General features: G+C 46.7%; 23 protein-coding genes. 17 read left to right on the top strand and 6 right to left on the bottom strand.

Features of this window, described 5'->3' with window-relative positions:
- The first annotated feature begins 71 nt into the window (after window positions 1–71).
- Complete coding sequence (locus QF041_RS14320) at window positions 72–1,043, top strand: helix-turn-helix transcriptional regulator (RefSeq protein ID WP_307414654.1); 972 nt, start codon at window positions 72–74, stop codon at window positions 1,041–1,043.
- 67 nt (window positions 1,044–1,110) lie between these two features.
- Here QF041_RS14320 and QF041_RS14315 read toward each other — a convergent pair whose 3' ends face one another.
- On the bottom strand, window positions 1,111–1,782 hold the full coding sequence (locus QF041_RS14315; RefSeq protein ID WP_307414653.1) for a 3'-5' exonuclease: 672 nt from the start codon (window positions 1,780–1,782) through the stop codon (window positions 1,111–1,113).
- Window positions 1,783–2,217: 435 nt separating this feature from the next.
- Here QF041_RS14315 and QF041_RS14310 point away from each other — a divergent pair, with 435 nt between their 5' ends.
- Both QF041_RS14310 and QF041_RS14305 read left to right on the top strand, forming a co-directional pair.
- Window positions 2,218–4,164: an FAD-dependent oxidoreductase gene (locus QF041_RS14310; RefSeq protein WP_307414652.1), complete on the top strand. Its 1,947-nt coding sequence runs from the start codon at window positions 2,218–2,220 to the stop codon at window positions 4,162–4,164.
- A gap of 367 nt (window positions 4,165–4,531) precedes the next feature.
- Window positions 4,532–6,316: a proline--tRNA ligase gene (locus QF041_RS14305; protein ID WP_307416966.1), complete on the top strand. Its 1,785-nt coding sequence runs from the start codon at window positions 4,532–4,534 to the stop codon at window positions 6,314–6,316.
- Window positions 6,317–6,917: 601 nt separating this feature from the next.
- Here the strand turns inward: QF041_RS14305 and QF041_RS14300 are convergent.
- The 3 genes from QF041_RS14300 to QF041_RS14290 all read right to left on the bottom strand — a co-directional run bounded on the left by QF041_RS14300 (window position 6,918) and on the right by QF041_RS14290 (window position 9,792).
- On the bottom strand, window positions 6,918–8,717 hold the full coding sequence (locus QF041_RS14300) for a 5'-nucleotidase C-terminal domain-containing protein (RefSeq protein WP_307414651.1): 1,800 nt from the start codon (window positions 8,715–8,717) through the stop codon (window positions 6,918–6,920).
- 172 nt (window positions 8,718–8,889) lie between these two features.
- A complete protein-coding gene (locus tag QF041_RS14295) occupies window positions 8,890–9,306 on the bottom strand; it encodes an ImmA/IrrE family metallo-endopeptidase (protein ID WP_307414650.1) in 417 nt (138 codons plus the stop codon).
- Between the two features lie 42 nt (window positions 9,307–9,348).
- Window positions 9,349–9,792: a helix-turn-helix domain-containing protein gene (locus QF041_RS14290; protein WP_082219000.1), complete on the bottom strand. Its 444-nt coding sequence runs from the start codon at window positions 9,790–9,792 to the stop codon at window positions 9,349–9,351.
- 789 nt (window positions 9,793–10,581) lie between these two features.
- On the opposite strand from QF041_RS14290, the gene QF041_RS14285 reads away from it, so the two are divergent.
- The 7 genes from QF041_RS14285 to QF041_RS14255 all read left to right on the top strand — a co-directional run bounded on the left by QF041_RS14285 (window position 10,582) and on the right by QF041_RS14255 (window position 16,750).
- Window positions 10,582–11,064, top strand: a complete 483-nt coding sequence (locus QF041_RS14285) for an ArpU family phage packaging/lysis transcriptional regulator (RefSeq protein ID WP_017690187.1) — start codon at window positions 10,582–10,584, stop codon at window positions 11,062–11,064.
- Window positions 11,065–11,163: 99 nt separating this feature from the next.
- Window positions 11,164–12,831 (top strand): GAF domain-containing sensor histidine kinase, encoded by a 1,668-nt coding sequence (locus QF041_RS14280; RefSeq protein ID WP_307414649.1) that lies wholly within the window; start codon window positions 11,164–11,166, stop codon window positions 12,829–12,831.
- Window positions 12,832–12,849: 18 nt separating this feature from the next.
- On the top strand, window positions 12,850–13,584 hold the full coding sequence (locus tag QF041_RS14275) for a response regulator (RefSeq protein ID WP_307414648.1): 735 nt from the start codon (window positions 12,850–12,852) through the stop codon (window positions 13,582–13,584).
- A 188-nt stretch (window positions 13,585–13,772) separates the two neighbouring features.
- Window positions 13,773–14,348 (top strand): NADPH-dependent FMN reductase, encoded by a 576-nt coding sequence (locus QF041_RS14270; protein ID WP_307414647.1) that lies wholly within the window; start codon window positions 13,773–13,775, stop codon window positions 14,346–14,348.
- 47 nt (window positions 14,349–14,395) lie between these two features.
- Window positions 14,396–14,854 carry a VOC family protein gene (locus tag QF041_RS14265; RefSeq protein ID WP_307414646.1) on the top strand — a complete coding sequence of 153 codons (459 nt, stop codon included), beginning with the start codon at window positions 14,396–14,398 and terminating at the stop codon, window positions 14,852–14,854.
- On the top strand, window positions 14,851–15,486 hold the full coding sequence (locus QF041_RS14260; protein WP_307414645.1) for a VOC family protein: 636 nt from the start codon (window positions 14,851–14,853) through the stop codon (window positions 15,484–15,486). The genes QF041_RS14265 and QF041_RS14260 overlap by 4 nt, the downstream gene beginning before the upstream one ends.
- Window positions 15,487–15,799: 313 nt before the next feature.
- Window positions 15,800–16,750, top strand: a complete 951-nt coding sequence (locus QF041_RS14255; RefSeq protein WP_307414644.1) for a hypothetical protein — start codon at window positions 15,800–15,802, stop codon at window positions 16,748–16,750.
- A gap of 108 nt (window positions 16,751–16,858) precedes the next feature.
- Here the strand turns inward: QF041_RS14255 and QF041_RS14250 are convergent, their stop codons facing one another.
- Window positions 16,859–17,341, bottom strand: coding sequence for a hypothetical protein (locus tag QF041_RS14250; protein WP_307414643.1), 483 nt, complete (start codon window positions 17,339–17,341; stop codon window positions 16,859–16,861).
- A gap of 346 nt (window positions 17,342–17,687) precedes the next feature.
- Between QF041_RS14250 and QF041_RS14245 the strand changes: the two genes are divergently transcribed.
- Window positions 17,688–19,538: a DUF4127 family protein gene (locus QF041_RS14245; protein WP_307414642.1), complete on the top strand. Its 1,851-nt coding sequence runs from the start codon at window positions 17,688–17,690 to the stop codon at window positions 19,536–19,538.
- A gap of 4 nt (window positions 19,539–19,542) precedes the next feature.
- On the opposite strand, the gene QF041_RS14240 is transcribed toward QF041_RS14245, so the two are convergent.
- Window positions 19,543–19,887, bottom strand: a complete 345-nt coding sequence (locus QF041_RS14240) for a YfjL-like protein (RefSeq protein ID WP_047841934.1) — start codon at window positions 19,885–19,887, stop codon at window positions 19,543–19,545.
- Between the two features lie 434 nt (window positions 19,888–20,321).
- On the opposite strand from QF041_RS14240, the gene QF041_RS14235 reads away from it, so the two are divergent.
- From QF041_RS14235 to QF041_RS14210, 6 genes are all read left to right on the top strand, one after another.
- The gene (locus tag QF041_RS14235; RefSeq protein WP_307414641.1) at window positions 20,322–21,218 is read left to right on the top strand and encodes a hypothetical protein; all 897 of its coding nucleotides are present in this window, start codon (window positions 20,322–20,324) and stop codon (window positions 21,216–21,218) included.
- 427 nt (window positions 21,219–21,645) lie between these two features.
- Complete coding sequence (locus QF041_RS14230; protein WP_017690177.1) at window positions 21,646–21,846, top strand: YqzN/YkzM domain-containing protein; 201 nt, start codon at window positions 21,646–21,648, stop codon at window positions 21,844–21,846.
- Window positions 21,846–23,309, top strand: a complete 1,464-nt coding sequence (locus QF041_RS14225) for a phage tail sheath subtilisin-like domain-containing protein (protein ID WP_307414640.1) — start codon at window positions 21,846–21,848, stop codon at window positions 23,307–23,309. Before QF041_RS14230 ends, QF041_RS14225 begins: the two co-directional genes overlap by 1 nt.
- Window positions 23,310–23,358: 49 nt before the next feature.
- Window positions 23,359–23,766, top strand: coding sequence for a phage tail tube protein (locus QF041_RS14220; protein WP_036611426.1), 408 nt, complete (start codon window positions 23,359–23,361; stop codon window positions 23,764–23,766).
- Window positions 23,767–23,940: 174 nt separating this feature from the next.
- Complete coding sequence (locus QF041_RS14215) at window positions 23,941–24,375, top strand: phage tail assembly chaperone (RefSeq protein ID WP_017690174.1); 435 nt, start codon at window positions 23,941–23,943, stop codon at window positions 24,373–24,375.
- A 182-nt stretch (window positions 24,376–24,557) separates the two neighbouring features.
- Window positions 24,558–26,303, top strand: a complete 1,746-nt coding sequence (locus tag QF041_RS14210) for a hypothetical protein (RefSeq protein ID WP_307414639.1) — start codon at window positions 24,558–24,560, stop codon at window positions 26,301–26,303.
- Window positions 26,304–26,324: the final 21 nt, after the last annotated feature.

The following is a 26,324-nucleotide window of genomic DNA, read 5'->3' as shown; positions in this document are numbered from 1 at the left end:
CAATATCATATTAAACAATGGATGGAGTTGTATCAAATTTATTGAAACAACATCGTGGAGGGTCCGGCAAAATGACAGACCGACTAATCCGATTAATGCGCATTATAACGCTGGTACAGGCCAAGCCGGGCATTCTGGCACGTGAGCTTGCCGAGCGATGCGAGACGACGGAAAGGACGATATACCGCGACATGGAGGCCCTCAGTGCAATGCATATCCCGATCGCCAATATGGGACACGGGCAAGGGTACATGTTTATCAGCCAGTTTGCCATGTATCCGCTAAATTGGTCTGATGAAGAAGCCCAAGCTTTCATGCATCTTGCTGAAGTTATGGAGAATATTCGTCCTTTGCTGAAACCTGCTTTTGAGAGCGCTTATGAGAAAGTGGTTGCTGCGAGTCAGAAAAACAAAACAGAACGAGTGGAATGGTCGGAGCATATTAGTAGATTGTTTAAACTGGGATTACCTGCATGGCAAAATGAGAGAAATGATCCGCAGAATCAATCTCTAATTACCCTGCTTCATGCCGGCATTTCACAGAACACCATTGAAGGGGAATATCTGTCTCAAGGTAAAAAAGGGATCGTACGCATAGATCCTTACTGTCTTATCCCTCGCGAGTACAGATTTGAGCTGTTAGCGTACTGTCACCTGTCGGAGAAACTTCGAATTTTTCAGGTAAGCCGGCTGCAGAGGATACGAATATTGCCACGCACGTTTCGCAAAGAGGATCATCTCATACAATCGCACTTCCGCATTCCTTGGGCATACGAGGGAAGTACGGAGTGGACAGCGTTCAAAATTCGATTTGCACCCCATGCTGTGGAGCGTGTGATGCAGGAGCAATTCTGCATAAGCCCCATCTTAACCATTGAACCGGAAGGTAGCCTGGTATTTGAAGCCATATTAAGTGATGTTGAGGAGATTCTCGTATGGGTATCTAAATATGGACCTGATGCGGAGATCATCGAACCCGAGATCTGCCGCATCAGGATGAAGGAACGCCTGAACAGTTGGCAACAAATGTACGACAGAAATTGAGGTTAGTATGCCATTTGAAGCAAGAACACAGAAGTTAGAACACCAAAAAATTCAGAGCTGTGGTTGGCTACTCTTTGGTTTTGAATAGGCTTGCCAGGTTGCCAAAAGGTGATTCTTTCTCTTCATCTTCTGTGGAGCTGGAATAGACGACCTTGGATGCAATGCCCTCATCATCCGCTGCACAATTGTTTTCCAGCGTGAAGCGATCAAATTGATGCATAAACACCTTGGCTGTATTGATGGCATCATCCAAGGCACGGTGTTGGGTACCATCAAATTCAATTCCGCAGATTTCAAGAGCCTGAGCGAGTCCGAGTTGACGGAACTTGCCTTCTTTACGAACGGTGCGGGACCATTGTTGCTGGAGATCGTTATGATTGGTGATCCAGGCCACATCAAGTTGATGGGTGCGACAATGAGAGATCAGTTTGCTGCGGTCATCGGGTCCCCAGGAACACATGTAATAGGGGTCACTTCCCATCCAGGCGATGAATTGATTCAGTGCTGCCGGAAAAAGGGGGGCTGCATCAATATCTTTCTGCGTGATACCTGTAAACTGAATCGTGTCAGTGGACAGAACAGACTTATTGGAAGGACGAACATACGTATGGAACGTATCCGTTACGACCAATCCATCCGCACTTTCCGTAACTTTAACGGCACCGATATCAATAATTTCAGAAGAATAACGAGTATTGCGGCTTACCGTGAATTCAAGATCATATATGATATATGGCATAGGACAAGCTCCTTTATCGATTAATACCTGTGATAGATTTCTATTTCTCTATATTACAGGGAACGTGCTGCCATGTCAGCCATCGCCAGAGAATTCATTGTAGTCAGGATGAACGGACAGTCTGAGTGTTTAATGATCTTTCTGATCCATTTCCGGTTTTGGTAAGTCTTTACTTCGCCAAAAGTGGTCGTTATAATGAGGAAAGTTAGGGACTTTCCTATGTTTTAGTTTGTATTTATGGCAACATAATAGTAGAATTTTCCGTCTTATTATCAAAACTTCCTAACACGGTTTGAAGTGTTGGGGAGTTTTTTATTATTTATAGCATACTCATGTAGGAAAGGAGAAAAAGTTAGTCGGTTGTTGGTATAACATAGGAAAACTACTCACGAGTTAGCATTGTTGAATTTAAAGTACATATGGAGGTTTGTTTCTTTGATTAGTAGAAAATTGAAAATAACAGCAATTATAGCCAGTGTGTTTATTGTTTTAATGAGCGCTGCATATGGTGCATTTTATATCTGGAACAAGAATTATAAATTTAATAATAATTATGTATGGCAGCCCTTGGAGGACGTGCAATCTACACTAAACCTGAAAGATTCCTATAACGTTATTGTAGCTGGAACGGATCCGGAAGGTATTACTGCTGCCTTATCAGCTGCTCGTAATGGGATGCGTGTATTGCTGGTGGAAGCAAGAGATCGCAACATGTTGGGAGGATTGTTGACCGAGGGAGGCCTTAATACGCTGGATCTAAATTATTCCCCTGAACAACCGCAGTTATTGAGTAGTTTGCGGCAGCCTGACTTTTTGAACAAAGGTATTTTCCAGGAATGGTTTGACCAGATCGAGGGTAGTTCATTTGATACCAATACAGCGGCTAACATTTTCTATCGGATGGTTCGTTCTGAACCTAATATTGACCTGTTGATGAATGTTAAGGAATTAGTTCCCCTTACTGAACAATCTACGGGAGATCACACAACAATAACGGGTATGAGCATAACTAAAGAAGATGGAACAACTGTTCAGATTTCAACCCGCTCCATCATTGATGCAACGCAAGATGCGGATATTGCAGCCGCTGCAGGAGTTCCATATTCCATAGGCAGACAAGATATTGGAGATGGTAAATCCAAAATGGTCTCTACGCTTGTATTCAAGCTAAGCGGTGTTACAGATGAGGTATGGCAAAAGTTTAGGGAAAGAGAGGGAACCGGGGTTGATAAGATGAGTGCTTGGGGGTACGGTGATGCTAGAAAATATGAATCCTCCAATCCACAACATATTAAGATTCGAAGTCTGAATATCGGAAGACAAAATGATGATACAATCTTAATTAATACAATGCAAATCTTTGGGGTAGATCCGTTAGATCCGATATCTGTGAAAAAAGGTCTGGAAATCGGGCGTAAAGAAGCCCCGCTAATTGTTGATTTTCTGAAGAAAAATTATGATGAATTTGCAGGGCTACAATATGCTGGAACAGCAGACGAGCTTTACGTGAGGGAGTCACGTCATATCTATGGCGAGTACCGATTAACATTAGCTGATGTCATGGAAAATCGTGATCATTGGGATGCCATTGGATACGGTTCATACGATATTGATATTCAGAGCACGAGTGTTGGAAATCCCGGCACGATTATGTTGAGTCCAATTCAATATGGTGTACCCTTTCGCTCGCTTGTACCGCTAAAGGTTGATGGTTTGCTCGTCGTTGGACGTGCAGCAAGTTTTGATACAATCCCACACGGTAGTGCAAGAGTTGTCCCGCTGGGAATGGCAGAGGGAGAAGCAGCAGGAGCGGCGGTCAAGCTGGCATATATCCATAAGGAGTCTTTCCGCGAACTCTCAACTTCCGAAGAGCGAGCATCTGAACTACGTAAGATGCTGGAGAATCAGGGTATGGATCTGAAAGTACATCGTTTCGAGCAGCCTGATTATATGGAGCATAAGGATTACAAGGGATTGCTGGCTGCAGCGAGTATGTATATGACTTCAGGCAATTATAATAACGATGGTTGGGAACTGGATAAAGGAATGAATCCAGAACGATTTTTAAGTAAATTGAAAAGAATGCAAGCGATGTTTCCAGAAGCCTACACAGGCAGTGCCGACCAAGCTCTAGCAAATATGGAGAATGCCGTAACCCTACCTTTAACGTTGGATCAGGCTGCGTATATGTTATGTCTGGCAATGGGATCTTCAGAAACGGAAACTTCACTTGAACAGGCACTTGCTCAATTACAAACGCAAAACTTTATAAGTGACAACACGCTTGCTGGCATTGCTGACAAGAACAATCTTACCAATGGGGATGCGTTTATGCTCATCCGTGATGTAGTGGAGTATTATTCTGGAGTTGTATTCGACTAATTGGTTGACAATTACTTGTAAATGAACTAATGTGGTCAAAAATGATAACAGCGTTATAACGAGGACATGATTGTGCAAGCCAGCTTCAACAGAGAGGGAACAGTGTGGTGCAAGGTTCCTGTAGCTGCTTCATAATTCCTACCTCGCGAGCTGCGGAAGAGAATGCCCATCAAGGGTTGCAACCTCCGCCGGCAGGGCCCGTTATGCCCCGTAGGACTGCATGTTACAGATCGCATAGGTTGCGAACGGATTAATTTGCAGTTAAATAAGGGTGGTACCACGACACATTCGTCCCTTGACGGATGTGTCTTTTTGCTGTTTATGCGCCGTATTTGATAACAAAAAGGAAGATTAGGAGTGTGTTATGATGCGTCAAAGTGAAATGCTTGTCCCAACATTACGTGAAGCGCCAGCGGAGGCAGATGCAGCGGGACATCGCTGGTTACTGCGTTCCGGCATGATTCGCCAACTGGCAGCAGGGATATACAGTTACCTGCCCCTTGGACGGCGTATATTGTTAAATGTTGAACGGATCGTTCGTGAAGAGATGGATCGTGCTGGATGTCAGGAAGTGTTGCTGCCGATTATGCAGCCTGCGGAGTTGTGGGAAGAATCCGGAAGATACACACAGTATGGTCCCGAATTGATGCGTCTGAAGGATCGTCATGCACGGGAATTTGCTCTTGGGCCAACACATGAGGAAGTCGTAACCGCTATAGCGCGGGACGAGGTGAGTTCGTATCGTAAGCTGCCATTCACCCTGTACCAGATCGGAACCAAGTTCCGGGATGAGCGCCGTCCTCGATTTGGATTGCTGCGTGGACGTGAGTTCATCATGAAGGATGCGTACTCTTTTGCTTCGGACTGGGAAGAGCTTGATCGGACTTATCAGGCGATGAACACGGCTTATAGTCGCATTCTGGAGCGTTGTGGTTTGGACTATATCCGTGTTGAGGCGGACGCAGGAACGATTGGCGGTCAAGGAGAAACACACGAGTTCATGGCTCTTGCTGATGTGGGTGAGGACACAATTGTAACCTGCAAACATTGTGGATATGCTGCGAATCTGGAGAAAGCGGGTTATCAGACTTCTGGAGATATGGAGAAAAAAGAAGGAAGCTTGGAAGTTCCAGCCGACTCTGCGAGTGCAGACTCCGCGCTTCAAACGGATGAACATTCAGGAGCGGAAAACGTAGTACACATCTCCACACCTGGCGTTCGTACGATTGCAGAGTTAACCACTTTTGTGGGCAAAGGTGCTGAACATATGATCAAAACGCTGCTTTATGTGGCGGATGGTCAGCTCGTCGCTGCGCTTGTACGTGGAGATCATGAACTGAATGACATCGCATTGAAGCAGGTGTTGGGGGCAGAGGAACTGATCCTTGCAGACGATGCAGCCATTGCGGCACATCCAAATCTGAAGGTAGGATTCCTGGGTCCGATTGGACTAAATCTGCCGATGGTGGTGGACGCTGACGTGGCAGTGATGAAAAGTGCAATTACAGGAGCCAATGAAGCGGATGTGCATGTTTCCGGCGTACGCCCAGGGGTTGATTTTGCATTGGAGCGAGTAGAACGAATCCGCTTTGCTGCGGAAGGGGATGCTTGTCCAACATGTGGATCGCCACTTGTTTTTACCAAAGGCATCGAGGTTGGCCATATTTTCAAATTGGGGACGAAATATAGTGATGCCATGGGTGCTTCATTCCTGGATCGTAATGGTCGCCAGTGTGCGCCCGTCATGGGATGTTACGGCATTGGCGTATCCCGCCTGATGGCCGCTATAGCTGAGCAGTATGCAGGAGATGAGGGCATTCGTTGGCCGGCCGCTGTGGCGCCATATGATGTGCATCTGATTGCAGTAAGTTGGAAAGGTGAGCAGCAACGCCAGCTTACCCTTGAACTGGAACAACAATTGATCGATGGCGGATTCACTGTATTGGTTGATGACCGGGATGAACGTCCGGGTGTGAAATTCAAGGATGCGGAGCTGATCGGATTGCCTGTGCAGATCGTTATTGGCCGAGGAGCAGCCGAAGGACAGGTGGAACTGGGATCACATGCACTTGCAGCATCAGGTGAATCGAAACGAATTGCTTTGACGGCACAGGAGGCAGTGCGTTATGTGAAGGAACAGCTCACTTCCTAAATTCAGGGCTTCGTTAATTATATGAGTTCATATAATAGTACCGAATATGATGCGGTAGCTGATTTTGATTGCTGAAATTCCAATGTGAGCATGAAAAAGAGGGCTATAGGCATAAAATTTGGTTGGATTTTATGAGTGATATCATACGAAATAACTATATTTGGACATATGTATTTAGTATACAAATGATTTTATGATTAAGGATTTGAAGATGATCATACTCAGGCGGATTTATGTGCAAGTATGCAATGTTGAGAAGATAGAGATGTCGAAATAAAAGTACAATAACCGCATGAACACGGTCTTTCCGGAGAGTTTTTATATAGTTCGGTGTGGAAGGCACATGATAAAGTTGGTCCGTAAAGGCCTGGCTGGGATTTATTTTTGCCTCAGATGATTGTCAGGATCAACAGGATATGTCCACAGGAAATGTTCAATTATCTGATGTGGATTGATGTTTAAGAACGGAGATACAAAAGGGTGTCCCCTTAACCAGTAATCTGGCTTTGGGGACACCCTTTTGGTTTTATGACAAGATTGATTCGTTATGTTGTTGCGCCTTATAAGCGATCATGCCTATAGGCACTTTGCTTTGCTGAGCTTAAGAAGCTGCAGGCAATTTCAATTGTTGACCTGGATAAATCCAGTGTGGATTTTTGATATTGTTCAGCTTTTGTAATGCCTGCCAAGTTGTGCCGTATTGTTTGGAGATGGAGTACAGAGAATCTCCGGATTTCACAACATGCAGTTTGGCTGGAGCTGGTTTACTTGGTGTTGGTTTAGACGGTTTTTCCGGTTTTGGTGTTTCTGGTTTTGGCTTGGTTGGAGCTGGTGTTTCTGTTGCCGGAGTTTCCGGCTCTACTGCAGGTTTTTTCGCTTCACTGATCCGACCATCTGTTTTGATGTCTACAGCGCCAAGCTTCTGCATGTAATTGATCAATGCTTCGTCCAGCGCGCCATACATACCCGTAGTTGGATATTTGGCAAACATGGTGTATTCGTCACCACCAACAGCTGTGAAATCATTGGTTGCCAGTGTATACGTTGCTTCCGGATCAAGGGCTTTATCACCCACGTTTACGGAATGTACACGGCTACCTTCTGCAGCGGAAGTGTCGATTTTGAACTTGATACCAGATACTTGCGGAAATCCACCGCTTGGTTCCGGGTAGGAAGCTACACCGACTTCAAGGGCTGCCAGAATATCGGACCCTTTCACTTCAAGAGTTACTACTTGATTACCAAAAGGAAGCACTGTGATGATATCACCTTTGGTTACGATCCCTTTTTCGATGGAAGCACGGATACCACCACCGTTAGTCAGTGCAATATCGGCTTTGCTGACATCACGAATGGCATCTGCAAGCAGGTCACCCAGGTTAGTTTCTCCTGCACGTACCTGTTCACGTTTACCATCCAGCAGAATAGCTGTATTGGCTACTTCTTCTTTCAAAATAGGTTCTTGTTCTTTTTGAATGGAGTTCACGAGAGTCGCGACTTTCTCATTTGGTTTGATGTCTTTTGCTTCCGTTTCATCAATTAATGTTGCTTGTTTCTTTGTTACTTTACCACCATCTACCCACAGATCGATGACACCTACGTAGTTAGTGTATTCCCCTGCACTTGCGATCAATGTTCCGTTATCGGATACAAGGCCATCTTGCAGTACAGTGTGGCTGTGACCATCGATGAATACGTCGATGCCAGGAACTTCTTTAACAACTTTAAAGCTAGTATCCGTGCTGGACGCGTCTTGTCCAAGATGTCCCAGAACAACAACAACATCTACTTTGCTGCGGATTTCGTTTACCAGAACTTTAGCTTCCGCAGTAGGGTCTGTAATATCAAGACCTTCTACATTTTTAGGATTTGTTTTGTACATCGTTTCTGGTGTAGTAAGAGCAATGATACCGATCTTCACTCCATCTACTTCTTTAATGAGGTAAGGATCGAAGAGACGTGTTCCGTCTTTTTTCTTCACGTTGGCACTCAGCATGGGGAAGTTCATCATGTCTGCCAGTTCGATCAGACGATCCGAACCATAGTTGAATTCGTGGTTACCCGGTACGATGGCTTGGTATCCCATTTCATTCATGACTTTCACGATGCTCTCACCATTCACGAGAGTGGCAAATGTTGTACCATGTACAGCATCTCCAGCATCAAGCAAGAGTGTGTTCGGGTTTTCGCTACGATATTTGTCAGCGATTCCAGCTACTTTGGCAAAACCCATAGCAGGTGAAGATTCAACTGCACGGGCATGCGTATCATTCGTATGTAGAATGGTAATGTGTTTGCCTGTGCCCGGAGTGGTATCCGTTGCAGCCGCGGCAATACCTACACTGCCAAACAGCAAACAGACCGTTAGCAGAAGTGAAACGTAATTCTTCCAGATTTTCATATGAATCCGAAACCTCCCCAATTAATAATCTACTTGAGCGTTTACACAGCTCACGTAGTATTTTAACAGACTATTATTAGGAAATCTCGCGAATTACGTAAAAATAAGTAACCTGAAAGTGACATGTAAATCTGCTGTTGGAAAATATAATCTTTGGAAAGAACGTATGTTCTTAAGGTGTGTAAAAAAAATGCTGCGCTTCACGCGGCAGTCCGGTACGTAAACAAAATTTCTCCAAAGATTCATCCGGTTCAGGCATCACTCCGGAGGTCAGCAATTGAATGGCAAAACGATTGGCCTGTCTTTCCAGCTTGCCTGGAGCAAAATAGGAATGTTCCTCCAGAAAGAATCGATTAATCCCTTTATGAAGCCGGTCATGACCAAGCTCATGTGCACACACGAACCTTTGCCATTCCGGCGGCAAATCATTGTGTATGACGATAAACCTGCGCCGGAGCTTGCGAAAGTACAGTCCCTTGGTGGACTTCCCCAAATTGGTGAAACGAATCTGTATTCCAACCGCGCGGGCAATGCTGAACGGGCAATTGGTCCGGTGTTTTCGAATCAGCTTTGTTACGATGTCATCCATATGATCTCACCTGCTGCCTCATTAAATTCAGTGGGTCATGCCTCATGGGCGATTGTCCGATTCGTCTGTCTTTTTGCGTTTGTTCATCTGTTTGGCTTCCCAGAACAGACCTGTCAGCACATCCTTGATTCGTTTCTTGTCCTCTTCATCGAGTGGAATGCCGTCAAACATCAGATCATCATCGTCCTCCAGCATCTTTTTGAAATCACGACGGTCTTTGTATGTAGCCCATTCCGGTACGTCCTGAAGTTCAGCAGCACTCCCTGGTTCAATATAACCGGCCTGCTTCATCATCTCTGTATAGGGCACCGAGAGTGCATCTGAAATCTTGCGGATGGTCGCTGGTTTCGGCACACCCCGGACCCCATTCTCAATACGTGAAATCTGTGAGTTGCTTATTCCGGCTGCTTCGGCGAGCTGATTGATGCTGTATCCCTGTTGCTCGCGCAGTTGTTTCATATAAGGGCCAAAAGCGTGCTCCACAATTATGCCAACTCCTTCGATTCGTACAAGTGCTTGAGTTATAAATTAAGAGAGCTCGTGCTGCACAGATCACTCCGATGACAGAACAACCTTCCGATCGCTGTTATCCCCGAATTTCCTGAATGTATATCTTCATAGGTGGAATTTCGGTGATAAAGGCGAACGCTTCGCTTCTTCAGGTTCTTTCTGTCCTCTCCGTTAACGTGCATATCTAATCCAAATCTTAACTTATAAAAGTCAAATGACTTATACGGAAGTTCATTAATTAAACAGTACTATAACGTATATATACCATTAGGTAAAGAGATATGAAACAATTATGCCAAAAGGCATAGGAAATGAGAGTGAAGGTTTTATTTTATCGTCAAAACGAACCAAAATGAAGGTTTACTCCGATCTCCAGAAAGTGGTATCCTCAAATAGAAATACGAACAATATACGAACAAAATGTAAAGTTGAGGCAGAGCGTGTGTTTTGTAATCACCTTCTGAAAAGTGGAATCCCCCGGATTATAGCGGTTTGGAGTGATTCCAAAAGGCAACAGGGGGAAATTGAAAAAATGCCGTTACTTTTTTAGGAAACTGGACAACTCTATGAATAAGAGCGTTTTGCCATCGTTCACGATTGCAAAACAATTTCATGTGAACCATTGAATGAGTGATATGAGTTGAGAAATGAAAGTGCTAAAGATGAAGTGGTTGCATGTTTAACTAGGTTGTTCTGTCATCGGAGTGATCATGCGAAGCTACTAGACTTTCATTCTATAGCGAATACTGAAGGAGGAAGATAAATATGGAATTGATGCTGCCCGAATTGGACCGACGCAAAACGCAAACAGCTGTTGAAGCTGCGCTGGAAAAATACCGAATTTATAAAACCATTGCATTTGAAGAACGAGAGGTTATGGTGACGGCAAGTTATGCCGAGCGTTTCCACGGTGCAACCAATGTGACGGGGGATTCCACGGCGAGAACGGCGATCTACAATGTGGACGTGCAGCGTGCGCGTCAGGCATATTGCGATACGATTGATTTTGTTGTGTCCCGGCTGAGTGAAAAGGAACGTGTACTTGTCTGTGAACGATATTTGAAAGACGATGATGTGTTTGACTATAAAGTGTATAACCATGTGTTTGATCCACCTGTCAGCAAGGATACGTACACGAAGATTCGTACACGTGCTTTCTACAAAATGGCACTGGCTCTGTCAGATCGAGGTCTGATTAATATGGAGCCTTTGTCTGTGTCCCGCAAAGAGCGACAGAAGCTGGGCTGAGTGAGCGATTGAAGAAGTTGATCCTTTAATATCCAAGGTGGATTGGTTACAATAGTTGAACAAACCACAGTTGGCACAGCCAAAGGAGAGAAGTCTGCCATGTCGGAAGAAGTCGGAATGCAGGAAATGGTCACGTTGAAGACAATCGCGGAAACGCTCAATACGTCCAATGATCTGAACTTAATGCTGGATACCGTGGTCGGCAAATTACTGGAGTTGACCGGATTAACGGCAGGCTGGATGTTTCTGATTAATGAACGTGGAGACTATACCTGTGTTTCGGATTATAATCTGCCCCCGGCATTACTACGGAAATATAAAGAGCCCATGCGAACGGGTACCTGCTGGTGTGTGAACCGCTTTAAGGACGGTCAGCTCAATCATGCGGTCAACATCATTAACTGTAAACGGCTGGAGGATGCCGTGGAATTCCGATGGGGAGATACTCATGATATTACCCACCATGCAACCGTTCCGTTAAGGTCAGGTGAGAAGATGCTCGGCCTGCTCAATGTGGCTGCGCCAGCCAAGGAACATTTCAGCGACAGTGAATTGGCACTGTTACAGGGTGTGGCATACCAGATTGGTAGTGCGATAGAGCGGATGAGATTGTATCGCGCGGAGCAGCGACGAGCTGATCTGTATGCCAAGCTGGGGGAGTTCAGCACGGCTTTGGGTCTTGCAGTGAACGAATGCAGCAATTCGGATGCTTTTTCTTTAAAAGTTGTACAGCTGCTTGGGCAGCATTATGATTGGCCTTTTGCTACAATCATTCAGCAGAAAAACGGAATGTTCGTTTTGCAGGCAGCCTATGCAGATGATACGGTTCGAACGTTATCAAGTACTCCGTTATCTTTCAAAGTGACGAGCCACATTAACCATGTAATCAATAGTCATCGTGCTACATCTCTGTCTGTAATAGAGATTGCTGAGATATTTACCCTGTGCGAGCCTGACCAGACAATGAATTCCATTGCCTCGGGAATTGCTGCTCCCCTTCCGTACCATACGCCAGGGGAAACGGGAATTCTGGTGATCGGAATAGGAACATCAGGTCCTGCGCAGGCGGACCGTGAAGTGCTGGAGGCATTGGCCGAACATATTGCTGCCTCATGGGAGAGTCTGAAGCTGGCGGAGAATCGCCGCGAACTTGCACGACTGGAAGAGAGAAACCGGTTGGCTCGCGATCTGCATGATTCGGTTAATCAGATTTTATTTTCACTATCGTTAACTGCTAAAGGCGCGGAAAGTATGTTATCCGGCTCCGAGCAGTTGCACCCGGCAGCGGAAGCGATGAAGGATATTCGGGCTTTGTCTCAGGAGGCTCTCAAGGAAATGCGCGCATTGATTATGCAGCTCCGTCCCGCGGGACTGGAAGCAGGGCTGCTCCATGCGCTACAGGAATACGGCACCAGCCAAGGTCTTCAAGTGGTGATGAATCGGACGGGAATGCGGTCTTTACCGCGTAATATAGAAGAAGCATTGTGGCGAATCGGACAGGAAGCGCTGAATAATGTACGGAAACACGCGGATGTTCCTTCTGCTGAGGTCACCCTCAAATTAAGTGATCATGAAGTGGTGCTCACCGTCACAGATCAGGGAAAAGGTGGTACGGAAAGGCCAAAAGCCTCGTCTGGAGGCTCCCTTGGCCTGTCCATTATGAAGGAACGGGCTCAATCGCTCGGGGGTAGCTTAGAAATAGTGAGTTCTTCCCGTAAGGGAACAACAGTAACGGCAGTCATTCCACTTCCGTTCGAATCTGTATAAAGTCAGGGGGAAGAAGAGATGCCGATTACGATTTTGCTTGCAGATGATCACGCGATGGTTAGACGGGGGCTGCACGTTTTTTTGACCACACAGCAAGACATGGAGGTTGTCGGTGAAGCATCGAACGGGCAGGAAGCACTGGCGCAGGCGGAAGCGTTAAAACCTGACGTGGTATTAATGGATCTGCATATGCCGGTCATGGACGGAATTGAAACAGCAAGGCGATTGCGTGCAATAATGCCAGCAACGCGAATCATTGTGCTCACATCGTTTTCGGATCAGGATCATGTGGTTCCGGCTGTTCGTGCAGGGGTGAAAGGATATCTACTCAAGGATATTGAACCGGAGGATCTGGCTGTGGCCATTCGTAATGTGCATGCAGGTCAGGTAGAATTGCATCCTGCCGCAGCAGGTCAATTGATGCATGTGATGGCTTCATCCGATTGGTCTATAAATGAACAGCAACCACAGGATATACCGACAGATCAGTCAGCAGACAGTCAACATCAGGAGCCAAAGCAGAAGGGGAAATCAACTGAAGCGTCTCTTGGCGGACTGGATATGCTCACTCGCCGTGAACAAGAAGTTTTGGGGCTGATTGCTCAAGGATTGAGCAACAAGGAAATTGCAGTTCAATTGGTCATCACCGAAAAAACGGTCAAAACACATGTCAGTCATCTGCTCGACAAACTGGGACTGGCGGATCGGACGCAAGCGGCTCTTCATGCCGTAAGAAATGGCTGGGTCGTCTGACCAATTCCGACATATGTTCATACTTAAGTCGTATAAACTCAACCTAAAGGTTGAGTTTTTTTGTATTTCAAGTTAAGTCTATCTACTGACGATTTGGATGCCAAAGAAAGGTAAGATAAGAGTAGAAATAACAGATCGGTTGAAACATGAGAGTTTGAATTATTAAAAAACCAAGGAGAGTGACATGAATGAATATTGTTATTTTGGCAGGCAGCAATCGGAACAATGCAACCAGTACACGTCTGGGAGAGTATGCTGTGGAGATTATTCGAGGTCAGGGACATCAGGCCAGCCTGTTTGATCTGTATCAGACGCCACTTCCATTCTACGCACCAGATGAAAAACAAGCGGGTCATGAACATCTGGCAGACCTGAATACACGTATGCTCGCGGCTGATGCAATCATCCTGTCTACACCAGAGTATCACGGCAGTATTAGCGGTGTGCTCAAAAATGCACTGGATCACCTGAGTCAGGCTCATTTCAGCGGCAAGCCTGTCCTGTCCATCAGCTCTTCTGGCGGAGCGGTGGGGGTAAGTTCGCTTTTACAACTGCAAGCGATTGTTCGCAATCTGCATGGCATTAATGCCCAGGAGTGGATATCCATTGGTGGTGCGCAGCGTAGACGATTCGAAGCAACATTTGACGGATACGAAGAGTACGAAGGCAGTCAGGATATAGAGGACCGGGTGCAGCGGGTTATTGGATCGTTTTTAAATCTGGCCCAGACGTTAACGAATGCGCGGAATTCTACCATGAGTTGAGAACCAAGGAAGATGAAAAATCGGAAAAGGAAAAGAGGTTGAGCATTATGATTACAGGCATATTTGAAACACATCTAAACGTGACGGATCTGGAGAGATCCCATCACTTCTATGAAACGGTCCTAGGTTTACCTCATGCCTACGGGCAGAAAGAACGTGGAAACTCCTTCTACTGGATTGGTGGAAAAGGCAATGCCATGCTGGGATTGTGGCAAAAGGAACCTTCCGAGGTGAAGCGTCAGCACTTTGCTTTTCATGTATCTCTGGAGGATATGAAACATGCGGTGGCTCACTTGGAGAACAAAGGAATCAAGACACAGAACTTCCTGAATGATGATATCGGTGAACTGTACGTCTTCGGCTGGATGCCTGCGGTATCTGTGTATTTTACCGATCCGGATGGTCATTTGCTTGAATTCATCGCCATGCTCCCGGATGAAGCGAAGCCTGAACTTGGTATGGTGCCATGGAGTAAGTGGGAGGAGATGCAGGAGAAGAACATATGATGATTGAAGAATTAAAGTTATATACAACACGGCTGGAGGACCTCAAGCATTTTTATCGTGATACGTTGGGAATGGTGGTGTCCAATGCGACAGATCAGACCTTCAACCTGCAGGTTGGAAGGACAAAGATGATTTTCAAACAGGGTGAAACAGATCATGAGCCCTTTTATCTTGTGGCCTGGTTGATTCCAACGAATCGGTTCAAGCAAGCGAAGCAGTGGGCTACATCACGTGTTGTTTTAAGCAGGGAAGGAAATCGGGATGAGACGTACTCTGCTAATTGGGACTCTCATTCTCTCTATTTCGAAGATCCGGCAGGCAATATTATCGAGCTGATTGCTCATCATCGTATTCAAAACGAGAGTGACCATGACTTCTCGACTCAAGATATATTACAGGTGTGTGAGGTTGGACTGGTGGCGGATGATGTTCTGTCTACGGTGAATGAGCTTCAGCGGATTGGACTCACGCGCTGGGGTGAGGTTAGTGATACCTTTGCTCCTGTAGGAGATGTACATGGTTTATTTATTGTGGTGAAGAAGGATCGGACGTGGTTTTTCTCCAAGCAAAAAGCAGAGATCTATCCGCTGGAAGTATCCATCCATGGCGTAGGCAAGCTTCGAATTGGCTAAACTTTGCATTCCGGGGCAAAACGGGCATATGTGGAGCATTTCCATCATGTTATAGAAGTAAACGCTTTATTTATTAATTAGGATATATAAGTTGAACTACATTTACACGATAACGGAGAGGACAGAAAAAAACCGAAAAAGCGAAGCGTTCACATTGATCACCGGATTTTCTCTTAGGAAAGGGAATCGAAAAATCTGGGGATAACAGTGATTGGAAGGTTGTTCTGTCATCGTAGTGTCAGTGTAAATAATCTTAGTTCAACTTATATAGTTTCTCTGATGGACTTACATATGATGAAGGGTGGTGGCAGGCTTGGATCGACGTTTGTTGGAAGAGGGACTAGCGATTATCGTTTCCAGTCGGGAACGTACAGGAGATCTGTGGCACGCCCATTATGGGGCGGGTGCGATTGCGGCATATTTTTGGTTACGGGAAAATCGTCTCACTGCCCTTGCCGCCGGCAGTGTTACCGCCGAAGCAAAAGCCATGCTTCGCCAGCATGGAATCAGCCCTGGTCAGACCTCTCCGATTGGTGAGATGATGCCCAGGGAAGATGCCGAAGCGCGTATTACGGACGCATTGGATCGAACGATTGGAGAGCTGCACTGGGTTGGACACCAGGCCATCTACGGGGCAATCAGTCTGAAAGCCATTCGTGAACTGGATGGATGGGGCACTACGGAGGATATTGGTCGGTTGGTTGAACTGATCGATTCATTTGATCGAACCATCCCGGGAAGATCCTGGATGAACACAACGATGAAAGAAATTCGCAGTCTGAAGCCGGAAAAAAGCGATGGTTTCCCCGAGATTGATGATCCAGTTCAGTTGTCACGTTTGATTCTGGATGAACTTGGGGCGTTCCAGACCATCTATCACGCGGAAGCACATCATGACCTGATTGGTCATATGCTCACCTACGGACATGCGCTTAATATATTATATGAACTGGGATATCCTGCATTATTCTACAAAGGCATCCCGCCTTTCCTTACCATGGTGAAGGCACTACGCTTAAGCCGAAATGTGGATATTGAACAGGAGATGCCGACATTGCAATCATCCGTAGACCTGCTGCCACTGGAACGAGCGGAACGATCCGTGGCGCTCCCTCATGAGCTGGAATATTGGCTCACCGACAGACGTTCCCGTGACTGGAACGGAGGTCATGTATTCAAATTCCCGTTCAGCTTCTATCATCATGCGAAGAACGGGGAGCCTGTACCGGAAACATGGGAGAAATTTCGTTATATCATCGCGTGAGATAAAACATACATTTCAGAAGGGGTGTCCGTCAGTCATGAGTTTGACGGAGGACATCCCTTTTTGGCATCATTCTGGTCTACCGAATCGTGGGCAGCCTGCATCTTTTTAACGGGGCCAAATTTCAAGGATAAACAGGATCAAAATGACTCTGGACACCAGCATGTATGGTGATTTTCGTATAGGCTGACGCGCTGCCCATATTCCCCAGGAACTCATAAGTGCAATACTCCCCCAGAACATCCATAAGGAAACGCCTTCGGGTGTAAATGGAAAGGATAGCTTGGGCAGTCCTGTGTTGCCAGCCCCAAGAAGAACAGTGGTCATATAGACTAGCGCAAGGAAAAGCAGCTCGAAGAGCAGGGTTTGCAGCCAGAAATAATAGATGTTTAACACTCGAAGCATAATTACTGTGATCAGGATAAACAGGATGCCAACGGATAAGAATGTTGCCGCGGTCCATCCAATGAGTGATGTCGTTACAACATCTGTTTCCTGATATAAGATGTACATTGTTAAAGCATACATAGCGGGACCCGCCATATAACTGGTCACAGCAATCCAAAGATAGAAGAAATGCCTTTTATTCATGATCATACCCATCCTTTATTGTACATAGGATTGGAAAAGCTGCTTATATCATATAAACATCATCAGGAATGGTTTGGTTGGATTATCCGCTAGGAGTTTCTCGCAAGAAACCGACTTTTAACCGCTGTGAAGGCGTCAGCAAATAGACTTTATCCGTACGGATTACCGTCAGCGCGAGTGGGAAAAGGCGGTAAAATGGTATTATCGGATCAGCAGCAAGGAAGACACACCGACAGCTCATACGCTAAAGTACGGACCGGCCATGGGGCCGGTTTTTTAATTCGGTGATTGCATCCTTGCCCTGATCGGGTAATAAGACTAATTAGATAACAGGAGGCTACGTGATATGAAAACAGTATTGTATGTTCCACTGGATGATCGTCCAGCGAATCTGGATGATGTGATTGTGCAAGGGAAAGCAGCCGGTATCCATATCGTTACACCGAACCTGAGTGATATTAAGAATCGTCTGGACTCGGAGAAAACCGTAGATGGCACAACGCTGCTCGGCACCTCCACGCCGGTTTATGGCAAACCGTCCAAGATTCACGACTTTATTCTGAAACATGCTGCCAAGGTCGACGGATTCATTATCTCATCCGATATGCTCGCTTATGGCGGTCTGATTGGCAGTCGTCAGCTCCGTGAAGATGGAGGAGGCGCCTATCCAGAATACGATGATGAGACGACGCGTTTGCTGGATGTGATCCGCGTGATCAAGCAGAAATATCCACGCAAACCCGTATTTGTAATGGACACCATCATGCGTTTGGCTACGACCTCGTTTGCAGATGGCTTGGCGCTTGATGCATATAATGAGTCCCGTGCGTTGATGCAGCAGCCACGTCAGACATCCACTGAGTTTGAGGATATTATCGAAGGTTATAACCTGTCCCCGGATGGAGTGGAATATGGGACAACGACCTATTTTGATAAAGAACAGTATTACAATACAAGACAGCATAAATTCAAAACAAATCTGTACATTTTAGATCAGCTGGCTCGCACAGGTTATATCGATTTCCTCGCGGTTGGAGTCGACGATGCCAACACGCAGGGTGTTCAGATCAATGAAATCAAATATGTAGAAGCACGGATTAATGAATGGCTAGGTGGAACCAATGGACAAAATCCGGATCGTGCCATCATCTTGCCGGATGCGGATGGTCTGGGGCACGCTTTGGTCGCTCGCATGGCTAACCAGTTGTTCCGAGGCGGGGCGAAGACACGTTACGCAGTGAAATATTTTGGTCCTCACGGCAATACCATCATTAACACGTATGAATACATGGATGTACACGAGAATGTGGTTCGTCATGTGGATATTGTGGGTGGTGTGCTTGTAGCGGATTCGGCATATCCTGAACCGGAGGTGGTGACGGATGTGGGTGCTGGCATGGAAAATGAACAGCTAGTGGCTGTAGCAGCCGATCAAGTTGTCCCGTTTGACATGGCCTCCGAACTGAATCGTATGACGAAAGGTCACCCGGGTAATTCCGGGGAGAACACGGGCATCGACATTGAGATTATTGCGATTACCGCTCTGGATCAGGTGCAGGCTGCGTTGGGGCAGTTGACGCTGAATAGTGAGCAAGGTCTGCCTTCGGTATTGATTGATTTTGTGGGTAAAGGACCAGCCAATGTTGATGTTGCTGAAGCATTGCTCAACAGTCCATATACCGGACGGGTTCTGGGTTATAGTGCATGGAATACGCCAGGTAACAAGATCGGTATTGCTGTAGGTATGGGGCAGTCCAGGTACGCGTTGATCACAACAGAGAAGCATGAGCATAAGTTGCGTGATGCGATGAATGCGCATGGCTCGTTGTTGTTTAAGCGTTTCCTGAAGGATTACTACTACAAAGCGGTAGCGATTGCAGAGATCCGCACGTATTCCCGAGCTCATGCGCTGTATACCAACGTGGCTACCCTTTCGGATCAAAATATGTTGCTGTTCAACTCGGAGGAAGACTATGCCCATTTGCAAACATTGCTCCGTGATTTGATGCAGACTTATACCACGGCGCTTGCGAATAAAACAGCCTTCCAGACAGGTAATGTGGCGATTAAGCAGATCTGTAATGACGAATTGTCCTATGCGACGTATGGCAGTGCGCTGCTGGAATATGGAAATCCCGATTTCATCTGGGGGCGTGCATTTGAGATTACGTTGAACCCGCAGGTTACGCTGAACTAAACTGTTATCTCACCATGGGCTCCTCATGTTTGGGATCATCACTGGTATGACTGTACTGCTTAATCTCGCCATTGTTAAAAATGATATATTGATACTTCGCTTCGAGTTCATCCGCGAATGTTACGGAGGCACCGTAAGGTGCTTCAGAACTTTTTGAGGAGTAAGTACCTTGTACTTCGATAAGCTGTTCGGGTGAATAACCTTTCTGTTCAATCAGGTAAGTGGTTACCTGTTGTTCAGCATCATTTTTCTTCAGCGGATTACCAAGCAGTCCGAAGTAGGCCCAGCAGGATATCCCGAGTATAAATGCTAAGATGACAAGTGAAGTGATCTTGAATGTTTTACTCATAGGTATTTCTCCTTCTTTTACGTAAGCGACAATGAATTTGATAATAAAATATTAATATATTTGGATAAATTTATCAATTATTTGATCTTAAAGCTTACTTAGGTATTCTTTAAAATGATGATTCCAGAATCGTCTTTTTTCCACCCGAACGTCTCCCTTAATCGCACCGAAGTCGTACGGAACACCATCCGCGCTAGGGATGAAAGGGTGTAAGATTGTATTATCGGATCAATAACAAGGGACGCACCGAAAGCACATACGCTAATGTACAGACCGGCCAGGTGGCCGGTCTTTTTGATGCGGTGAATGAAGTCCCGGTACTGGTTCGGTTGGAATACAGACTCTGAGTTAAAAGGGGGAGTCTACTGCTGCTGCATTGTCGCTGCACGGTGTGGGCAGATCTCAAACTTGCAGCCAAAGGGGGCGAAATGAATGTGTCTATGAGAAATGAAATTAGCACTGCCGTGAGCACCAGTAAAATGAGTACGCTCATTAAAAAAACGCTGAAACAGAAGCTCGCGGTACTTGTGCCAGATTGGGACGGTCATGTGCTAGATGTACCCGCGTCAGGCGAAGTGTTGGCTGGGCCTTGTGCCGTGGTTGCGTTTGCGGAAGAGGTGCCGAAGTCTGCCTGGGCGGGATATCGACGGATCATTAAAATTTCACCATACGCTCGTCCGGAAGATGGTGGCGCTGAACAAGTGGAAGCTTGGTCAGCCCTTCTAATTGAAGGGTTACACCAGGTAAGACTGGTGGATGAAGCAGGTGAGGCCTTCACTTGCATCTATTTGGGTTCTTCAGATAGTGACCGGGTGGATGCAGGGTCTGGCACGCTTACACGCAGTCTGCGATTCGGAGTGTATGTTCCCGAAGACTCGGGAACTGCTCTCGTTGAAACAGAGGACGCGTGGTTAGCTGCGCTTCAAGGCTGGACACAGCAAGAGCTTGGCTCGAACTGGTCGGTATATGGTAATGCCTGGCCCGGAGGATATGAGATGCCGTCTGTGTTATGGCGATTGGCTGGATACAGCACGTCTATGGCAGGCACTTCGGCTTTGGAGGTTCGACAACAGTGGATTGGGCATGTGCTAACCGATCATTCGGTGTTAACACGCCAGACCATTACTCGGTTGGTAGAGCAACTTGCAGTGCAATCTCGTCTTGCCATCACTGAAACGGGTGGCAAAGAGCACGAAGGTAACACACGGTATGTGACGGTGGATGAGATCACGGCAGATCTGCAGACGGATGCATATCTGAATGGTCAGATTCACCTGACGTTGCAACAGCGGATTCATCGTCCGGGGTACAAATGTACCTTTCATTCGTGAGATTCACCATAGCAAAGGTATGGAGTAAACGTTAGTCGAGAGGAACCTTCTATTAGAGGTTGTTCAAAAAGCGTGCTTTTGATTACAAAGGATGCCTAACGGCATCATCAGCATCGAATATGGAATTCAGCCGAATAAGCATAAGCTTACGAAGTATGTTTCCTTTGGAAACATTGTAGTTGCTCACGTAGTTTTCCCTACGCTCTGCTACTCCATTTCTAACTTCATCCCATCTTCTCGGTACTGAAAACCGATCTTTTTGAACATGCACTTTTAAGAGTGGTTCCAGATTATAGCTTTGAGATGATAGATGTAGCTTCAACATTATAGCTTCAAATTCATAGGTTCATAGGATCAAAAATTCATAGGTCAACCTTAAAGATCAATGTTTCAAAATTAGTAGTCCAACAAATGAGGTGAGATGGCAATGGCAAGCTCGGTGAAAAAAAGCAAACAGACAGCCCCGCGGTATACACGGGCAGAACTGATGAATCATGCAGAAGCCCTCTTTGCCGTTAAGGCAGAGGTGCTGTACGGTGCGCTGTACGAAGCGGCGCAAGAGACGTTTTCCATTGAAGAAACGCAAGAACGAATTAACCAATTTATGAAAGCGAAGGTGAAGGGATAATGGCAGGCGGAAATTGGGAGCAAACGAATCGTCCGGTCCTTCCGGGCTTATATATGAATTTTCAGGCGGCAGCATCCTCGGCCATTCAGGCAGGTACGCGGGGAACGGTCGTGGTACCAATCAAGGCCAACTGGGGTCCTGTGGGGACTTTTGTTGAAGTAGGGAGCGAAGCGGCGATTGAACGTATCTATGCGTCGAATGTGCTGGACAACGGTACGGCTTATACGTCCTTGAAGCTCGCCCTGTTGGGTGGGCCGAAGAAGTTGCTCGCTTATCGGGTAGCAAGTGCTGCGGCCAAAGTAGCCACGCTTACCTTGAAGGACAGCAGTGATGCCAATGTGCTGCAACTGGACGCGAAGTATCCGGGGGATCGTGCAAATGGATTCTACGTCACCATCCAGCCAGGTGTGATTGATAATACGAAACATGAAGTGCGTCTCTTCGAAGGTAACCGGATGTTGTATGCGCTCCTGACAGCGGATATTACAGCAGCTTCTCTGGCAAAAGAGATTAACGCGGATGAACAAAATGTCTGGGTAACGGCTCAGGCGATTGGCGATGGTGCAGCTGTAGTTGCAACAATTGCGGGGGCGGCATTCAAAGGCGGCGTAAGTGGCAACGATGACCGGACCAATGCTGAGTACATTGCTGTACAGGGCGCGCTGGAAGGGGAGCAATTCGACGTCTTGGCTTTGGATCAGGCGGCAGATGCACCTCTGCTTGCGAGTTTTGCGGCATGGGTGAAACGTGTGCGTAGTGAAGGTAAACCGGTGGTGGCTGTATTTGGCGGTTCCGCAGCGGATGACACTTCTGCTACAGCAGCACAAAAAGCGGCAGCACGTTCGCTTACGCTCAACCATGAAGGTGTGATTAATGTCGGTACAGGCGTACGCCTTGGAGATGCATTCTACAGCTCGGCGGAAACGTCCGCCTATGTTGCGGGACTGATTGCCGGACAACGTCTGAGCCAATCCACAACCTATGCGGCTACTCCGTTCGATGATGTGACACGTCGCTGGACGCGTGCAGAACAGGAGCAGGCGGTACAGAATGGTGTATTTATTTTCTTCCATGATGGTCGTCAGGTGAAAGCACTTCGCGGTGTAAACACACTGGTAACGCCAGCCGCTGGACAGAATAATGCGTGGAAAAAAATCCGTTCCATTCGTGTGTTGGACGCGATCAACACGGATTTGCAGCGCTCCGCGGAAGATACGTATATCGGTAAAGTGAACAATACCGAAGAGGGTCGTCAGGCACTGATTAGTGCCATGAAGGCCTATTTGGCGTTGCTCGCACAGAGTAATGTGATTGAAGCTGACGGTTATGATGTCATTCTCGACCCGGCTTATTACGGTGCGGCACCAGTTCTCAAACCGGAAGCAGATCAGGTATTCCTGCAATGGAATGTGAAGCTGACGGATGTAATGGAGCAGTTGTTTGGTACATTTTACGTGCAATAAGGTTGTGTGAAAGGAAAACGTGATTTTTTAATTTTAAGGAGGAAAATATATGTTGGATGCGTCAAGAGTAATTCTCGGTACCCATGGTCAGTTGCATATCGATGGTGTGTGGCAGACAAACATTAACAAGTTGGAAGCGAGTGTGGAGATTGAAAAGCGTGAGCTGAACCTGGTCGGTAACGACTGGAAGGTGCACAAAAACGGCGCGAAAAAAGGAACAGGCACGATGACGGGCTACAAAGTCACTTCCGATATGATCCAGCGCGGCTTCACCAAATTCGAGATTATTTCCAAGCTGAACGACCCAGAATCGTATGGACATGAGAGTGTATTGCTGAGAGGTTGCATGGTGGACAAAATCCAGCTTGCCAACTGGACAGCCGGCGAAGAAGTACCGGAGGAAACGGGCTTTACGTTTGAAGGATTTGAATTGCTGAATCCGATTGTGGCGAACTAAGCTTTGGAATAGGCACGTTATTGAGCTGGTTTGCTCAAGCGTGATTGCGTGGTTACTTCGTATAATATGGACACCAATGCAGGCCGAGATGATCTCGGTCTCTTTGTTGTCGCTACAGGCTTGGAAGCTGGCATAGATAAACCCATTTATGAAATAAGAAGGAGATAACACCCGATGAGTATGAATGAAAATATGTCCGAAGAACAGATTTTGGATCAGTTGTTTGAAGCAGCAGAACGTTTGCCAGAGGAGAATGTGCGCATTCAGCGTCTGGATCTGCTGTTGACCTTGCGTGGGCTGACGTCCTCCAAAGTGGATCACATTCGCGAACGCTGTACCATTCGAAAAACGACCAAAGGCCGCACCGAGGAAAAGGTGGACACCGAAACGTTTAACGCGCTGCTCATTTCCGAAGCAACGGTGAAATTGAAAGTCCGCAGCCTGGAACTGTCTGGCTGGGGAGACACCCGCATTACAGGCCGCATGAAGCTGTCTGGTGGAGAACAGGCAGTTCGCCGCATGCTGCTGGCTGGTGAATTGGATGCCGTAGGTGATAAAGTGCTGGAGCTGTCTGGCTTTGGTGTGGAGATTGAAGACCTAAAAAACTGATTCACTCCGGCGGGATGACTACGTTCCTGTATCACATGTGGGTGCGTCATCATCTCCGGCCCGGAGAGTTCTGGTCTTTGCCACGTGGAGAGCGCTCGCTGTTAATTGCGTTCTCGGAAGAGGAAATGTCAGCGATAACTTCGCAAATGAATCGATAACGAAATAGGGCAGGAGGTGAAAAAATGGCAGAAATGATTGTAGGTTTATCCAAATCCAATGCGGAAATGCGGACGACCCTTCGTTATCTGGATCAGATCCAACGCTCGACGGAACGTCTGGGTAGAGTTCGATATCAGAGTCTGATCAAGGTGAATAATGAGCTGAGAACGACTGGACGCAGGTTGGAGCATATTTATAGTATGGCTGTGCGAATCAGCAGGCTGCGAATTACACCGACGATTGGGTTGATTGATAAGCTGAGTCCGGCACTGGATCGCGCATGGGTTAAACTGAATAGATTCAGGGACCAGATGGTTACGGCTTCGGGAACAGTATCCCTTGAAGTTCGGCAGAAGATTGAAGTGGCGATGGGTAAAGGAGGGGCTTCGAGTCCAACTATGGCTGTCGTGATTCAAAATAATAAAAATATCACTAACAATGCGAAAGAAGAAGATAGCTGGATTGATAAGGCTAACACTTGGATGGAATTTTTTAATAACCTCAATGATATTTTTGATAACATCATTGATAAAGTTGGTAAATTTATAAATTTGTTCAAAAAGAAAAAAGAAGAAAGTCCTGCATCTGATCCAACCAGAAGTCCAGCATCCAAATGCTGCTGTTGCACAGGTGGAAAGATGGGCAAAAACCGTAGAGTTCGTTCACCGAATGCGGATGGTGGTGGATCAGATCGTGGAAGACGAAATTACCGAAGTGGTAGAAGGTCTAGTAATCGTTCGAACCGGGGCCCATCACCAGTACCCAATCCTGTACCTGATACTCCAACTCCTCCGGCCGATCGCAACCGTAATAGGGGAGGGGGTAGAAGAATACGAGGAAGCGGTAGATTAGGGTTTGCGGATGGTGGATTGGGATCATTAACCGACATGCTGGCTGGTAATGGATTGATGGATAATTTAAGTAGTGGCTTTGCCAAAGGAGCTAAAAGGTTGCTTGGGCCCATCAGCATGCTTGCTGATGTGGCGAATGTAGCGACAGCACCCCCGGAAGAGCGTGGCCGAGCGGTGGGTTCCATGATTGGCGGCACAGCAGGTACTGCGATTGGTAGCGCCATCGGTAGCGTTCTTTTGCCTGGCATCGGGACATGGGTCGGTGGTGCAGTAGGTGGTTGGGCCGGAAGTACAGCAGGCGGTTGGATTGGAGACAAAGCGAAGGATATTGGAAACTTTATGTCTAGTGCTACCGAAGGTGTAGGTGATGCATTGTCGGGTGCAGCCGATTACGTCTCTGAGAAAACAAAAAAAATCACCGATGGCATATCCAACTTCTTTGGTTTTGGTTCCAAAAAAGAAGAGAAGACGGTCTCGGCAGCAACGGTGGCCGCACCGTCTCCAGTTGCAACAGGCCCCCAGATGGCCCCTGCATATATGCCACCGGCACTGACTATGACAGGCCCAGCCGCATATATGAACAGCAAGGTCGGCCAGCCTACCTCTGCTGGATTCATGGGAACAAGCATGATGCAGAACCAAGCGATGGCGCTTGGTAACGGTGCGCAGACGAATGGAAAATCGTCCACGATGACGGTACAGATATCCGAAGACCAGATGAGCAGTCTGTCCGGATACTTGAAGGATTTCAAAACAGAAACTACCAATCAGATTGCAATAAATATTCCACCAGGTGCGGTGCAGGTGACTGTGCGCGAAAATGCGATTGATTACGATGCTGTTACCAAGCAGGTCGGACAACGGATTACGGGCGAGTTCCGCCGTGCGATGGAAAACCGAAAAACGATTATGGCCTAAGCAGAAAGGAGGCCGTGTATG

This window comes from Paenibacillus sp. W2I17, from assembly GCF_030815985.1.
Classification (GTDB): domain Bacteria; phylum Bacillota; class Bacilli; order Paenibacillales; family Paenibacillaceae; genus Paenibacillus.
Note: the sequence above shows the minus strand (reverse complement) of the source record. Positions and strands in the feature narration are given on the sequence as shown.